General features: G+C 72.0%; 19 protein-coding genes. 13 read left to right on the top strand and 6 right to left on the bottom strand.

The window, feature by feature from the left end:
* Positions 1–101: 101 nt before the first annotated feature.
* The 7 genes from ACIRYZ_RS38240 to ACIRYZ_RS38210 all read left to right on the top strand — a co-directional run bounded on the left by ACIRYZ_RS38240 (position 102) and on the right by ACIRYZ_RS38210 (position 4,441).
* Entirely contained in the window at positions 102–857 is a 756-nt protein-coding gene (locus tag ACIRYZ_RS38240; RefSeq protein WP_402953139.1) for a serine/threonine-protein kinase, read from the top strand.
* Positions 858–952: 95 nt separating this feature from the next.
* Entirely contained in the window at positions 953–1,147 is a 195-nt protein-coding gene (locus ACIRYZ_RS38235; protein ID WP_402953138.1) for a hypothetical protein, read from the top strand.
* 329 nt (positions 1,148–1,476) lie between these two features.
* Positions 1,477–1,902, top strand: a complete 426-nt coding sequence (locus ACIRYZ_RS38230; RefSeq protein ID WP_402953136.1) for a phosphoribosyltransferase family protein — start codon at positions 1,477–1,479, stop codon at positions 1,900–1,902.
* A 441-nt stretch (positions 1,903–2,343) separates the two neighbouring features.
* Positions 2,344–2,784 carry an NUDIX domain-containing protein gene (locus tag ACIRYZ_RS38225; RefSeq protein WP_402953134.1) on the top strand — a complete coding sequence of 147 codons (441 nt, stop codon included), beginning with the start codon at positions 2,344–2,346 and terminating at the stop codon, positions 2,782–2,784.
* Entirely contained in the window at positions 2,772–3,365 is a 594-nt protein-coding gene (locus tag ACIRYZ_RS38220; RefSeq protein WP_402953133.1) for an AAA family ATPase, read from the top strand. The genes ACIRYZ_RS38225 and ACIRYZ_RS38220 overlap by 13 nt, the downstream gene beginning before the upstream one ends.
* 66 nt (positions 3,366–3,431) lie before the next feature.
* Positions 3,432–3,911, top strand: a complete 480-nt coding sequence (locus ACIRYZ_RS38215; RefSeq protein ID WP_402953131.1) for a GNAT family N-acetyltransferase — start codon at positions 3,432–3,434, stop codon at positions 3,909–3,911.
* Positions 3,912–3,952: 41 nt separating this feature from the next.
* Positions 3,953–4,441: an NUDIX domain-containing protein gene (locus ACIRYZ_RS38210; RefSeq protein ID WP_402953129.1), complete on the top strand. Its 489-nt coding sequence runs from the start codon at positions 3,953–3,955 to the stop codon at positions 4,439–4,441.
* 96 nt (positions 4,442–4,537) lie between these two features.
* Here ACIRYZ_RS38210 and ACIRYZ_RS38205 read toward each other — a convergent pair whose 3' ends face one another.
* Positions 4,538–4,978: a PfkB family carbohydrate kinase gene (locus tag ACIRYZ_RS38205; protein WP_402953127.1), complete on the bottom strand. Its 441-nt coding sequence runs from the start codon at positions 4,976–4,978 to the stop codon at positions 4,538–4,540.
* A 36-nt stretch (positions 4,979–5,014) separates the two neighbouring features.
* Here ACIRYZ_RS38205 and ACIRYZ_RS38200 point away from each other — a divergent pair, with 36 nt between their 5' ends.
* Positions 5,015–5,740: a dienelactone hydrolase family protein gene (locus tag ACIRYZ_RS38200; RefSeq protein WP_402953125.1), complete on the top strand. Its 726-nt coding sequence runs from the start codon at positions 5,015–5,017 to the stop codon at positions 5,738–5,740.
* Between the two features lie 140 nt (positions 5,741–5,880).
* Here the strand turns inward: ACIRYZ_RS38200 and galK are convergent, their stop codons facing one another.
* On the bottom strand, positions 5,881–7,041 hold the full coding sequence (galK, locus tag ACIRYZ_RS38195) for a galactokinase (RefSeq protein WP_402953123.1): 1,161 nt from the start codon (positions 7,039–7,041) through the stop codon (positions 5,881–5,883).
* On the opposite strand from galK, the gene ACIRYZ_RS38190 reads away from it, so the two are divergent.
* Together ACIRYZ_RS38190 and ACIRYZ_RS38185 are read left to right on the top strand one after the other, a co-directional pair.
* Entirely contained in the window at positions 6,976–7,170 is a 195-nt protein-coding gene (locus tag ACIRYZ_RS38190) for a lactate utilisation protein LutB domain-containing protein (protein WP_402953142.1), read from the top strand. The genes galK and ACIRYZ_RS38190 overlap by 66 nt on opposite strands.
* Entirely contained in the window at positions 7,167–7,841 is a 675-nt protein-coding gene (locus ACIRYZ_RS38185; RefSeq protein ID WP_402953121.1) for a lactate utilization protein C, read from the top strand. Before ACIRYZ_RS38190 ends, ACIRYZ_RS38185 begins: the two co-directional genes overlap by 4 nt.
* A gap of 196 nt (positions 7,842–8,037) precedes the next feature.
* Here the strand turns inward: ACIRYZ_RS38185 and ACIRYZ_RS38180 are convergent, their stop codons facing one another.
* Entirely contained in the window at positions 8,038–8,544 is a 507-nt protein-coding gene (locus ACIRYZ_RS38180; protein ID WP_402953119.1) for a DUF664 domain-containing protein, read from the bottom strand.
* Between the two features lie 550 nt (positions 8,545–9,094).
* Here ACIRYZ_RS38180 and ACIRYZ_RS38175 point away from each other — a divergent pair.
* From ACIRYZ_RS38175 to ACIRYZ_RS38165, 3 genes are all read left to right on the top strand, one after another.
* Positions 9,095–9,775, top strand: coding sequence for a L,D-transpeptidase family protein (locus ACIRYZ_RS38175; RefSeq protein WP_402953117.1), 681 nt, complete (start codon positions 9,095–9,097; stop codon positions 9,773–9,775).
* Between the two features lie 392 nt (positions 9,776–10,167).
* Positions 10,168–10,290, top strand: a complete 123-nt coding sequence (locus ACIRYZ_RS38170; protein WP_402953116.1) for a hypothetical protein — start codon at positions 10,168–10,170, stop codon at positions 10,288–10,290.
* Positions 10,291–10,487: 197 nt separating this feature from the next.
* Positions 10,488–11,546 (top strand): PP2C family protein-serine/threonine phosphatase, encoded by a 1,059-nt coding sequence (locus ACIRYZ_RS38165; protein WP_402953114.1) that lies wholly within the window; start codon positions 10,488–10,490, stop codon positions 11,544–11,546.
* Between the two features lie 91 nt (positions 11,547–11,637).
* Here the strand turns inward: ACIRYZ_RS38165 and ACIRYZ_RS38160 are convergent, their stop codons facing one another.
* From ACIRYZ_RS38160 to ACIRYZ_RS38150, 3 genes are read right to left on the bottom strand one after another with little or no spacing between them, the layout of a single operon-like run.
* Entirely contained in the window at positions 11,638–12,177 is a 540-nt protein-coding gene (locus tag ACIRYZ_RS38160) for a heme-binding protein (protein WP_402953112.1), read from the bottom strand.
* Between the two features lie 49 nt (positions 12,178–12,226).
* Positions 12,227–12,565 carry an NIPSNAP family protein gene (locus tag ACIRYZ_RS38155; protein ID WP_402953111.1) on the bottom strand — a complete coding sequence of 113 codons (339 nt, stop codon included), beginning with the start codon at positions 12,563–12,565 and terminating at the stop codon, positions 12,227–12,229.
* A gap of 12 nt (positions 12,566–12,577) precedes the next feature.
* Complete coding sequence (locus ACIRYZ_RS38150) at positions 12,578–13,546, bottom strand: NADP-dependent oxidoreductase (protein ID WP_402953110.1); 969 nt, start codon at positions 13,544–13,546, stop codon at positions 12,578–12,580.
* Between the last annotated feature and the right edge of the window lie 176 nt (positions 13,547–13,722).

Here is a 13,722-nt window from a genome sequence, read left to right as displayed (position 1 = left end):
AATCCTCAGGTCGCCCCGGGCACGCTTCCCCAGGAAGTCGACACGTGGGTGTCCTGCGATCCCCGCCCACGGGGATCGCAGGACACGGCAGGGACGGGTTCATGACCGAGGACAACGCAAACGCCGCCGGGGATCTCGTGGCCGGACGATTCACGCTCCTGAAACGGCTCAACGCCGCCGGGACGGTGTGGAAGGCCCACGACCTGGCCCTGGAGCGCGGCGTGACCCTCAAGGAACTGCGCTCCCCCACTTCGTCCGGCCCCGGCCCCACCGATCCGGCACGCCAACGGCTGCTCCGCGAAGCACGCGGCCTGGCCCGGATCGAGCACCCCAACCTCGCCACTGTCCGCGAAGTCCTGAACCACCGGCCGGACCCCTGGCTGGTCATGGACCTGATCATCGGGGAATCCCTCCGAAACATCGTCGAGCACTGCCCACTCTCCCCCGCGGCCGCCGCCCACGTCGGCCTCGACGTGCTCGCGGCCCTTCAGGCCTCGCACGCGGCCGGCGTCCTGCACCGGGACGTCGAACCGGGCAACGTCCTGATCCGCCCGGACGGAACCGCCGTACTCACCGGCTTCGACCTCGCCACCCTCAGCACCCCTACCGAACTCGGCATCGAGCCAAGGAACGTGGCGCCGGAACGGTTGGACGGCGGCGCAGCCGGGCCCGCCTCCGACCTGTGGGCCCTGGGCATGCTGCTCCACGCCTGCATCCAGGACCACCCGTTCCAGAACCCCCTCGCCGCGGTCATCGACGCCCTGCTCGTCCGCGACCCGGCGCACCGGCTCAACGAGACCCGGCTCGCCCGGCTGCTCCACGACGTGATCGCGGCCGAAGCTGCCCTGCAGCACTGAGCCGCACTCCGCGCGGCCGCCCTCATCGAATCCTCAGGACACCTACGCCATGGTCGGTCCGTACCGACCACCCGACCAGAAACGACCTCACAGTCATGCGCCGATTCACTCACCGCACCGACAACACCCGTATCCCGCAGACCCGTTCCGGGCAGCGTCCCAGCCTGCGCCAGCTCGCCGCGCTGGCCGTCGCCGCGGCGACGGTGGCCGCGCTCGCCGGCTGCGACCAGCGCCCCGACCAGGCCGCGACCACCCCGGGCACCCAGCCCCCGCCGAAGGCAACCGAGTAGACCGACCAGCCACACTCGGACGTTCCACCAGCAGCGGCCCGCCTGGACAGCCCGCGGCCGACCTCCAGTGCGCCAGCCCGGCAGTGCCGATGGACTACGCCCAGCCGCAGAACGGGAAGACCTTCACCCCGCCGCTTGGCCGGGCCCCCGCAACCGACCAGGCCAAGCACTCCGTGCCGCCCAAGCCCCGCGGCAGAGCGCACCTGCTGGGACCCCAGACCAGGCCGGGACGTTCCTGCGCCACGACGCTGAGCAGTACGCCGACCAGCTGCCCGACCTGTTCGAGGTCATGCTCGGCACCGGCATGCGCCGCGGCGAAATCCTCGCTCTTGGCGCGGCACGTCCCGTTCGCCCCGGCGCACTACCAGTGCTTCGACGCGGCCCGGATGATCGCCCAGTCCGTCGTCGGGACCGACCCGGAGGTCACCTGTGTGATCGGCATCGCCTCCGGCGGGATCAAACCGGCCAGCCTCATGGCCGATTACCTCAAGGTGCCCTTCCACACCGTCACCGCCCGGCACAACGAGGGCGACGCCGCGTGGCAGCAGGCCACCGGCGACGTCGAGGTCCTGCTCACGGACACGTTTCCCGAGCGCCTGGCCGGGATGGTGCTTCTCGTCGACGACATCGCCGGCCGGAGCGACCTTCGCCGCCGTCACCGACGTGCTGCGCGGCCGGCTCGACGACGGCGCGGCGATCAACCGCGCCGCCTCTTCCCGGGCCGTCCTGCTGGTCCTCGTCTCCTGGACCCCTGACGCCCCAGCCGGGATCGAACGCGCGACGGCCGCCCTGGCCGTCGGCCTCGCCCAGAACGGCCACCGGCCCGTCATCCCGCCTCGCCCAGTCGGCTCCCCGGCGCGACCGTGACCTCCCGCCTCCCGCCTCCCACCTCCCACCTCCCACCTCCCACCTCCCACCTCCCGCCGAGCATGGCGCGATCAATGTCAGTGCACCGTGTCACACTGCCCTGTTCAACCAGTAACCGCCTTACCAGTATGACGAGTTGAGGCCGTTCACCAGATCGTGTGGCTTCTGCCGCGACACGCCGACGCGGACCCCGCCGAGCCGCCTACGGTGGGACACCTGCCCACGCACTCACGTACGACAAACGATCACCAGTTTGATCGCAGCTTCGCCATGCCCTGAACCGCCTACCCCCACACCGGTTCCCTCCCGCCCCTGGAAAGAGACGTCCCGTGCCGCACACGCTGGTTGTCGGAGTCCACCTGATCCTGATCGAGAACGGCCGGGTGCTGCTCGGACGGCGCGCCAACACCACCTTCGCCGCCCAGCACTGGCACGCTCCAGCCGGCCACCTCGAAGCGGGAGAGTCCGTCCTGGTCGGCATGGCCCGCGAGGCCGACGAGGAACTCGGCATCACCATCCGGGAGGAGGACCTCGACCTGGTGCACACCCTCCACCACCTCGATGCCGACGACGGTGCCGGACGCCTCCAGCTGTTCTTCTCCCCCCGCGTATACACCGGCGAGATCACCAACCGCGAACCGGACAAGTGCGCCGCCCTCCGCTTCTGGCCGCTGGACGGGCTTCCGGAGCCGATTGTCAGCTACACCGCCGACGCGCTCGCGCAGATCACCGCCGGTCGCCCGCTGTCCGTCGTCGGATGGCCGGCGTGAGCACCACGAGCCACCCGGGGCTCCCGGCAGCCGGGGCGCCTGCGGGGAGCGCGGAGACCCGGCTCGTGGTCGTTCGAGGGAACTCGGCGTCGGGCAAGTCGTCGGTGGCGGCGGGCATCCGGGACCGGTTCGGTCGGGGCCTTGCCGTGGTCGCGCAGGACAACCTCCGCCGCGTCGTGCTCCGCGAGCGGGACCGACCCGGCGGCGCGAACATCGGCCTGATCGACACCGTGGCACGTTACGCGCTGGACGCCGGCTATCACGTCGTCATCGAAGGCATCCTGTACGCCGATCACTACGGCGAGATGCTCCAACGCCTGGTGGGCGACCACCGCGGTGTCACCCGCTGCTACTACCTCGACATCCCGATCGACGAGACGGTGATCCGGCACGCCTCGAAGGCCGATCGTGAGTACCTGGCGGCCGTCACCGAGCGGGAACTGCGCGACTGGTACCGCGAGCAAGACGTTCTCCCGGGCGGCATCGAGACCGTCATCGGCAGCGACAGCACCCTCCGCGACACGGTCGACCGCATCATGCGCGAGACCGCGCTCTCTGAGTTGCCCGCGCGCGACAGCTAGAAGCACTTGCTCGACCGCCGTGTCCGCGCCATTGACCCGCTCCACCCGTTGACGAGGAGAACCGGAGTGTCCGCACCCGATCCGCGTGTACGCCCTGCCACGCCGCAGGACGCCGACGAGCTGCTTCGGCTGCGCGTCACCGTGCTGACCGGCGAACCGGTCACCGACCAGTGGCGGGCAACCTTCCGCGACGACATGCACCAACGCCTGGGCACCGACCCCAACCTGCTCGCCTACGTCGCCGACGCCCCCGGCGGCAGCCTCGCCGCCTGCGCAATCGGCATCGTCTACCACGGCTACTGCGGCCCCACGTACCCGACCGGGCAGTGGTCCAGGATCCATCCGGTCGTCACCGACCCCGGCCACCGCCGCCAGGGCCTGGCCCGCGCTGTCACCAGCACGCTGGTCGCCGCGATCAAGCAGCGTGGCTGTTCCATCGAACTGCGTGCCACCGACGCCGGCGCCCCGCTCTACCGCAGCCTCGGCTTCGAGCCCGTCGACGGCTTCATGGCGCTGCGTTCCACCTCACCAGGATGGACCGGCTAACCCCCGCGACTCCGCCTTCCCCTTCAACGAGGAGCACCCTGATGCACGAGACAAGCAGGCTGTCGGTCTGCGTCATCGCCCACGACCTGGACACCGACCGGATCGCCACCGTTCATTACGCGCAGCGCAGTTGGACACCGGGGCCCGCATGGACGATCCCCGGGGGGAAGGTCGACCCCGGGGAGGAGATCCCCGAGGCTGCCGCCCGGGAGCTGCGTGAGGAAGCCGGGCTCATCGCCCGGCCGTGCGACCTGCGCTTGGTGCACACCATCCAGGTCAAGGAGGGCTGGGACGGGCGCGGCGGGTTCGTGCTGTTCGTCTTCGCCACCAGCAAGTTCACGGGCGAGCTGGTCAACGTCGAGCCGGACAAGCACCTGGAGGTGCGCTGGCACCCCGCCGCCGACGTCCTGCCCAGCCCGATGTTTCCGACCTCCAAGGCTGCGGTGGAGGCGTACCTCGCCGGCGGGCCCGCGTTCTCCACCCACGGATTCGACCCCGCCTCCGGACAACGGCAGCTCGTCGAGACGTGACCGGCTCCCGCCCGGGCCGCACCGGTCGCCCCACGGCTACGTCGAACCCTGACGGCACTGGCGCCCGACCACCGCGTTCCCCCTCTACGAAAGGGACTATGTGACCAGCGCACCCAAGACCTCGACGGACCCGGTGCCGGACAACCAGCCGGACCAGTTGGCCGTACGCGTCCTCGCGCGCGCCCAGCGGCAGGCTGCTGGAGAACACCGCCGCCGACGCCTGGGGCAGGAGGCGGTCGAGATGGTCGAGATGGTCGAGCAACCGGACCCAGTCCTCGGTTTCGAGACCGCCGGGCCCGGTTCGAGCAGGATCGTGGTGTCCCCGACGCTCTCGTCCACCACCGCCACCGTGCGGCGGGTCTCCCCGGCGATCGGCAGCAGGCGTTCGGGCAGGCGGGCGGTGGCGAGCTCGCGCCGCAGCGTCGCGCCCGCGGTTCCTCCGGCGAAGCCGGTGACCACGGCCTCGCGACCGAGCGCGTGTAGCACCCGGGCGACGTTGACGCCCTTTCCGCCGGCCCGCTCGGCCTTCGCCTGCACCCGGTTGGGACTCGACGATCACTACAGTCCAGTCGCATGACGACGATTACAACGCGCACGGTCGAGTACCCGGCCGACGGTCTGACGATGATCGGGCACCTCGCACTCCCGGCCGGAGTCGATCGCCGGCCCGCGGTGCTGCTCGGGCCAGAGGGCATGGGGCTCAGCGACGTCGAGCGCCGCCGGGCCGATGCTCTCGCCGAGCTGGGATACGTAGCGCTGGCCTTCGACCTTCACGGCGGGCGCTATTTGGGTGACCCCGAGGAGATGCTGGCCCGTTGCATGCCGCTGCTCGCCAACCCCGACCGGATGCGGGGCATCGGTCACGCGGCGCTCGACGTGTTGCGCGCCGAGCCGCGGACCGACCCCGACCGGATCGCCGCCGTCGGCTACGGCACCGGGGGCGCCGTCGGGCTGGAACTCGGGCGCGACGGCGTCAACCTGCGCGCGATCGGGACAGTCAACGCGCTGACCACGGGCCGACCAGGCGAGGCGGCGCGCATTCGCTGCCCGGTGTGGGCCGGGGTCGGGTCGGAAGACCCGATCATGCCGCCCGCGCAACGGGGCGCGTTCACCGCCGAGATGCAGGCCGCGGGCGTCGACTGGCGCCTCGTGGTCTACGGCGGCGCCTTGCACGCCTTCCACCACCCGCCGGTCGACCACCCCGTGGTCCCCGGCGTCGGCTACCACCCACGGCACGCGCAGCGAGCTTGGCGCGACGTCGTCGACCTGCTCGCCGAGTGCCTGACCGTAACGGAGTGATCTGGTCGACAACCGCGATTCCGGGCCGCGGACCAGGCCCGTCGACCGCCACCGGCTCCGGTGGTCTCACCCTCGACGTGGTCAGCGGCTGGCGGGATCGGCCTGCCGGCAGACCCGGCCGCGGTGCGGCCGGCCAGGTGCTACCCCAGTCGGCGGGCGCCGCCCCAGGGCCTGGCGAGGAAGGTGCGCGGAATCGGGTACCCGAGGAGCCGGAACGCCGCTGTGACGGCGATGGTGACCTCGTCGACGACGGCGGCGTCGACCAGGGCGATGACCGACCCGCCGAAGCCGCCGCCAGTCATCCGGGCGCCGTGGGCGCCGGCCGCGACGGCCGTGTCCACCGCGAGATCGGTCTCCGGGCAGGAGACCCGGTAGTGGTCGCGCAGCGAGGCGCGCCCGGCGGTGAGGACGGGCCCGAGCGCCGCCAGGTCGCCCGCGTCGAGCAGTGCGACGGCCTCCTGGACACGGGCGTTCTCTGTGACCACGTGCCGCACCAGCGGGCGCAGTTCGGCCGGGAGCCGTTCCAACGACGCTCCCAGGTCCGCGGTTGAGAGGTCCCGAAGGGCGCGCAGCCCGAGCAGTTCCGCGGCGTGCTCGCAGCCGGCGCGCAGTTCGGCGTACGCGCCGTCGGCGAGGTCGTGCTTCGTCCGGGTGTCGATGACGAGCAGCCGCTTGCCTTGCCCGTCCGGATCGAAGGGTATCTGGCGCATTGCCAGTTCACGCGTGTCGAGCAGGAGGGCATGGCCCTCCACACAGCACACGGAAGCCAGCTGGTCCATCGCTCCGCACGGCACGCCGACGAACTCGTTCTCAGCACGCTGGGCAAGCAGGGCCAGCTCTCTGGGCAAAAGCGCCAGCGTCTCCAGGTCGTTGAGCTCGGCGGCGACCACGCACTCCAGCGCAGCGGAGGAGGAGAGCCCGGCTCCGGTGGGCACGTCGCTGGACAGGGGGATGTCGGCGCCGCCGAGGGTGTGGCCGACCTGCCGCAGCGCCCAGGCCACTCCGGCAGGGTACTTCGCCCAGCCCTCGACCCGTCCGGGGGCCAGGTCATCGATCCGCAGCTCGACCACCGGCCCGTCCACCTGGGCGCTGGACAGGCGCAGCAGTCCGTCGCTCCGGCGCCGCACCGCCGCCCGAGTCGCCTGGGGCAGGGCGATCGGAAGCACGAAACCGCGCCGACAAGGTGCGCAACGCGCTCGCCACCGGGGCGGGCCGCCGTCAAGGCGGCGACCTGGCTGCTGGACCACCCGGCGGCGTACTCGGCCGCCGTCCGGGCCGCCGCGCGCACACGCCGACTCCACCCCCGCCGACTGCCGGTCCCCGGCCCGGCCAAGGCCTGGAGCGACACCCGGGACCTGCCCGAGATGCCCGAACAGACCTTCCGTGACTGGTGGAAGGCGACCCGCGAAGAGGGGAACGACCCACGATGAGCGGCTCCCGCGAACTCGTCCTCGCCAGGATCCGCAGCGCACTGGCCGCCCCACCGGCCGAGCCGGAGGAGCCCGAGGCGCGTCGCGACTACCTCGCGGCGCACGTCGCCGAGGACCTCGGGACACTGGCCACCGTGCTGGCCGAGAACCTGGCCGACTACCGGGCGGTCGTCCACCGTGCTCCCACACCCGGTCTGGCGAGCCTGATCGGCCGCCTGCTCCGGGAACGGGGCAGCCGCTCGCTCGCCGTCCCGGTCGACCTGCCTGCCGAGTGGCTGTCGGACATCGGAGGAGCCCACCTGATCACCGACAGCCAGGGCCTGACGGCTACCCATCTCGACTCCGTCGACACCGCCTTGACGGGCTGCGCGCTTGCCGTCGCCGAAACGGGCACCATCGTGCTGGACACCGGCAGGGCCCAGGGGCGCCGCGCCCTGACCCTCGTCCCCGACCACCACATCTGCGTCGTCCACGCCGACCAGATCGTGGCCTCCCTGCCCCACGCCCTGCCCCGACTGGACCCCCGCCGCCCACAGACGTGGATCTCCGGCCCCTCCGCAACCAGCGACATCGAGCTCGACCGAGTGGAGGGTGTGCACGGCCCACGACGGCTCGACGTCGTCCTCGTGGAGGAACACCGCACTGGTCGCGACTCCGCGCGACGTCGTTGACCAATGCCCATATCGACCTTCCCTCCCCACCCTTCGAAGGAGTCGGCATGACCCGGGCGCCACCACGTCTTCGTCGAATCACAGCAGCAGTGTTGAGCCTGCTGGTAGGCAGGCCGACACGCCGATGACCGCCGCGGGCTCCTCCGGCTGTCGGGCGGGCCATCCCGTGCCCTGCCCCGCCTTGGGTCGCGGACCGTCAGCGCCGGGCCAGCAGGCCTCGTACATAGGCCGCCTGGCCGACGTGCTGGAGGTCGTCGGCGATCACACTGATCAGACGCACCCCCAGGGTGACCGGGGGCTGCCACGACTCGTCGACGATCCGGGCGAGGGACCGGTTGTCGAGGCCGCGCACGTAGTCGACGGTCCGTGCGTGGACGGCCTCGTGGTAGCCCACGAGGAGGTCGGCGGTGGCAGTGACCTTGGCGACCTGTGCGGGTCGGTGCCCGTAGCCGGTGGACGACGCGGCGAACGGCAGGGCGAACCGGCCCTCCCAGCCGTCGGCGGTCCACACCTGTTCACGGTCGGCCGCGTCGGCGAGGTGGTCGTCCTGCACCCGGGTGAGGTGCCAGACCAGCCAGGCGATCGAGTTGGCCGAGTCCTGCACCCGGAAAGCCAGCTGCTCGGGGGTCAGGCCGTCGACCACGTCGGCGACCGTTTCGCGGATCCGGTCGAACGCGTCCACGAGAAGATCGGTGCTGGTCACACCGGCCACAGTCGCCTCCCGGTCGAGTACCCCGCCCCACCGGCGGCGTGGCGGGTCACGCGCCGCCCCGACGATTGTGTCCCGCCCGTGGAGCCCCGGCCACCCGGGCCGGACGCGCCGTTGCCCGGGCAGCCTCCGAGGCGGGGGGCGGAGCTGTACGGTCAATGATCTTGCGACCGGGGCGGGCGGCGTCCGGGATCAGGCAGGGGCGGCGGGGCGGGAAACGATCCGGCTTGCCTTCGTCTCGGCACTGCAGACACTCCCGGCCCGTCGGCGTGCGGTGCCGTCCACCCCTCCACCGCGTCCACAGCCCGGCGGTGTCGGTGCTGGCGCGGCTGCCCCGGCGAGCCGATCATGGCCCTGGCGTGGTCGGGACCCCGGGTGGGGACGGCCGACCAAAGCACGACCCGATGGCATGCGATGGAACCTCCGTCTTCGCCCACCGCGGGCCGTACCGCCGCTTCGCCCGTGTCGTCCACACCAGAAGGGCCCCTCCATGGCCGTCTCCCGGCCCCTCCCCGCCGACCGCCGCGGCTCGGCACTCCGTTGCGTGAGCGTGGCCCTCGCGCTCGGTGTCGCCGTCACACTGACCGGTGCAGGCCCCGCCCCAAGGGCACGGGCCGACGGCGGCCCGTTCCCCGTACCGGTGGCAGCCGGCCAGGCCGAGCAGGTGATCACGGTCAAGGCGGACGGCACCCGCGCCACCGTGACCCTGTGGGTTCGCCAGGACGGCGTCTGGCGGTCCCTCGACTCCACCACCGACGCGCGCATCGGGTCCGGCGGCGTGCACGACGGCCTCAGCCGCGTCCAGGGGACCGGGACCACACCGACCGGCACCTACGCCATCACCCAGGCCTTCGGCATCTCCCAGGACCTGGGCACGAAGATGCCCTACCACCACGTCACCACGCACGACTGGTGGGTCCAGGACCCCTCCTCTGCCTACTACAACCGCATGCGTACCGACGCCGAGGGCGGCTTCCACCTCACCGAACAGGGCCCCCTCGGCAGCGAACACCTCATCAACTACCCCGTCCAGTACGACAACGTCCTGGTCATCGACTTCAACACCTCCCCCGTGGTGAAGGGCCGCGGCGCCGGCATCTTCCTCCACGACCTCGGCCCCCAAGCCGGCGCCACCGCCGGCTGCGTCGCTGTCCCCGCCGCCTTCATGGCCCGGACGATGCAGTGGATCGACCCCGCCGACCACCCCGTCATCGCGATCGGCTAGGCCGCGCCCCCGATCATCGGATCGTTTGTCTGGCATGACCGGTCGCGGTGATCCGACGGACGTGGAGTGGGCCCGGCCGGAGCCGCTCCTGCCGGTGAGCGACGGGCGTTGCGGCAGGTGGCGGGACCATCGGCAGATGATCAACGGCGCGTGGAGCCGCGTACCGCGTACCGAGCCTCCGCGCTCGGACTGCCGTCCGGCGTCGAGCGGAGGAACGGCCGGCGGCTGGCCACACAGGGCGGCCACGCCCGCCCCGGGCCAATGCAGCGGCTGCTTCGCAGCGCCCGCTGAGCGCTCTCCGGCAGTCGACTCGCCGGCCGGCTGGGCATACCGTACGGTCTCCCCGCGGGTGGCCGTCGCCGACGACGGCGTGATCGTCTGGATGCCGCGACGTGGCCGAGGTCGCGAGCAGCCGGCAGAGGCAGGACCGCGGTTCCGGTGAAGCGGTCGCGGATGGTGCTGTGGCCGAGGGCGAGGTCGACGAGGTCGCGGATGTCGACACGGAAGACGGGTGACGGCGAGAAGCGGTTGGCTCGTGGGCTACGGGCGAACGGCGATAAAATGACCCAAATCGGAGGCCTGGCTTCCGGGCCCAGGCTGTCGATCGATCTGCGTGACACCGGGGAGCGGCACGGTGGCGAGGTCTCCTGAGGAACGCGGTGAGAAACGCGGAGTCCCGCACAGCTCTGGTGCGCGGGCCAGGTTGCTGCGCATGCTGCCTGCTCTGCTGCTGTTCATCGGCCTGCTCATCGGCCTCTTCACGCCCCGCGATGTCAGGCCGGACGCCTTCCTCGCCACAGCCATGGTTGCTGCCGCCGCGCTGCTGCCCCTGTGGGGAACCGTGCTCACCGGAGTGGGCGCGTGCGCCATCTTCGTCGGCCTCATGGTGGACTTCCATGCGCTGCAGGATGCGACCGCCTACTCCGAGCTGGCCTCCCTCACCGCGATCGCGGCATTCGCCGTCTTCCTCAACCGCCTGCTGGGCCGACGCGCCCACCAGCTGATTCAGGTCCGCTCGGTGGCTGAGGCCGCCCAGCTCGCGGTGCTGCATCCGGTACCACGCCACCTCGGGCACGTCACGCTGGAGAGCCTCTACCTGGCCGCCGCGGCGGAGGCGCGGATCGGTGGCGACCTGTACGAGGCGATACGCACCCCGCACGACGTACGGCTGCTCATCGGCGACGTACGCGGCAAGGGCCTGCTCGCGGTGCAGACGGCCGCGGCGCTACTCAGCGCCTTCCGCGAGGCCGCCCACGACGCGCCCGACCTGCCCCAGCTCGCGCACCGCCTGGAAACGAGCATGAGCCGCCACGCCTCCCAGTACCCGGGAGTCCCGGGCTCGGAGATCGCTGAACGTTTCATCACCGCGCTCCTTGTCGAGATCCCGGACGACGAACTGGTCGTCCGGACCGTCACCTGCGGCCACCCGCCCCCACTGCTGCTGCACCGCGGCGGGGTCCGGAAGCTGCAGCCCGCCGCCCCCTCGCCGCCGCTCAACCTGGGCATGCTGGTGAGCAACGGCTACCACGTCGATCTCGCCCCTTTCCGTCCAGGAGACCAGCTCCTGCTGTACACCGACGGGGTCACCGAGACCCGCGACCGCTCCGGCGCCTTCTACCCCCTCGCCGAACGCGTCCGCTCGTGGAGCGGCGAGGCGCCCCACCAGCTCCTCGACCACCTCCACCGCGACCTGATCGCCTACAGCGGAGGCGAGCTCGACGACGACATCGCCGCCCTCGTCGCCCGGCGGCGCCCAAGCCGCCGAGCCTGAGACGAGGCTCTGACCTGCGCAGGTTCCAGGTTCCGGAACTCGTTCGAGGTGCCGTCGGGTCCGAGCCGGGCGCGACAGCCGCATTTCCGCTTCACCGGGGTGTGGGCGGGATGTCGGGCAGGAGGCTGGTCCCGGCGTTACCGGTGGCGACGGCCACCTCGCGTGGATCGACGCCGGGCAGGTTCAGGCGTCCGACCGGCTCGAACCCGAGGGCGGTCAGGGCCTCCTCGGCTGCCTGCTGGTCCTGCTCGTAGCTGCCGCCGGAGATGCCGAGTCCCCCGACACACCGGCCGTGGTCCATGATCGGGCATCCCCCGCCGACCGCCATCAGGCGTGGATGGCCGGCCAGCGGTGCGATCCGCGGGTTGGCCAGGTAGTCGTTCCACGCGTGGGTGGACGTGTGGAAGGAGGCTGCGGTCCAGGCCTTGTCGAGCGCGACCTCGGCGGTGAGGAAGGGTACGCCGTCGGCGCGGTCGAAGGCCTGGAGGTGGCCGCCCTGGTCGGTGACGGCGACGGCGGCCGTGAAGCCGATCCGGGCGGCGGCCGCGTGCACCGCCGCGATCAGGGCACCGGCGGCGGCCTGAGTGATCGTGGCGGCGGGGGCCGACTTCTGGAGCGTGTCAGTGTTCATGAAGCTTCCTTCATTGCTGTGCCGTGCGGCGGCGCGCAGCGCTCGGGGGTCACCGCAGCGGCGAGGCCGGGGTGGGAGTGACGCGGGTGACGACGGACCTCTCGGGGATCAGCAGGCCGTGGACGACCGGGCCGATCTCGTTCTTCCAGCGGTCGTGCTGGTAGACCGCCGCGTACAGGGCCTCGCTCTGGGCCTCGTCCTCGAAGCGGCGGATCCATACGTAGCCGTCCTCGTCCTGGGCATCGACGAAGGAGGCGGTCACGTCCATGCCCAGCGAGGCCTGGAACGGGATGACCACGTCCTCCATGTAGCGCACCCACTCCTCCCGGCGTCCGGGCTGCGCCTGGTATCGGCGGATCTCGTAGTACACGGTGTCACTCCAGAACATTTGCCGGGATGGTCAGTTGGCGACAGTGAGGACGAGCTTGCCGCGGGTGCGGCCGGCCTCCCCGCGGGCGTGGGCCGCGCCGGCCCGCTCCAGCGGGAAGGTCTCCTCCACTTCGACGGCGACCTTCCCGGCGTCGATCAGCCCGGCGATCGTCGTCAGCGCCGCGCCGTCCGGCTCGACCAGGAACGGGGTGACCCGCACGCCGGCCGCCTCGGCGGCCTGGGCCAGCTCCGGGGAGACCCCGGCCGGGATCGCGACCAGCAGGCCGCCGGGACGCAGCACCTTCAGCGAGCGGGTGCTGGTCCGGTCATGGGCATCGCCCACCAGGTCGATGACGACGTCGACGTCGGCGGTGGCGTCCTCGAAGCGGGTGGTGGTGTAGTCGATGGTCTCGTCGGCGCCGAGCTCCTTGAGCCAGGGGTGGCGGGCGGCGCCGGCGGTGGCGATCACGTGGGCGCCCAGGTGGTGGGCGAACTGGACGGCGAAGTGGCCGACCCCGCCGGCGGCGGCGGTGATCAGGACGCGCTGGCCGGCCTGAACGTGGGCGGTGTCGACCAGGGCCTGCCAGGCGGTCAGCGCCGCCAGCGGCACGGCGGCGGCGTGCACGTGGTCGAGGGTGGCCGGCTTGCGTGCCCACTGCCGGGCCGGGGCGGTCACGTACTCGGCGTAGGCGTTCGCGACGCGGGGGAACCAGGGCATGCCGTAGACCCCGTCGCTGACCTTCAGCGTGGTGACGCCGAAGCCGACCTCCTCCACCACACCGGACACGTCCCAGCCGAGGGTGAACGGCGGCTCACCCAGCAGGCCGGCCATGCCCGTTCCGCCGCGGGTCTTCCAGTCCACCGGGTTGATACCGGCGGCGTGCACCCTCACCAGCACCTCGGTGGGCAGCGGCTCGGGGCGGGGCACCTGCTGGACCCGCAGCACCTCCGGGCCGCCGAAAGCGTCCTGGACCACCGCGCGCATCGTGTCTGCGGACATGCGCCGCCGTTGTGGCTGGCACGGACCTCGCCGTGCTGCAACGCCTGGCCACCGCACCGACCCGGCTGTCGACGGCGGCCTGGCACACCCATACCCATTCCGCCGGTGCCGAGCACCGCGCCGGCGCGCCCCGGGGATGGTCGGCGCCCGTTCGGGTGGAACCGGGCGCCCGGCCC

The organism is Kitasatospora sp. NPDC101155 (assembly GCF_044768305.1).
In the GTDB taxonomy this organism is placed as follows: domain Bacteria; phylum Actinomycetota; class Actinomycetes; order Streptomycetales; family Streptomycetaceae; genus Kitasatospora.
This window is presented reverse-complemented; position numbering and strand designations above follow the sequence as displayed.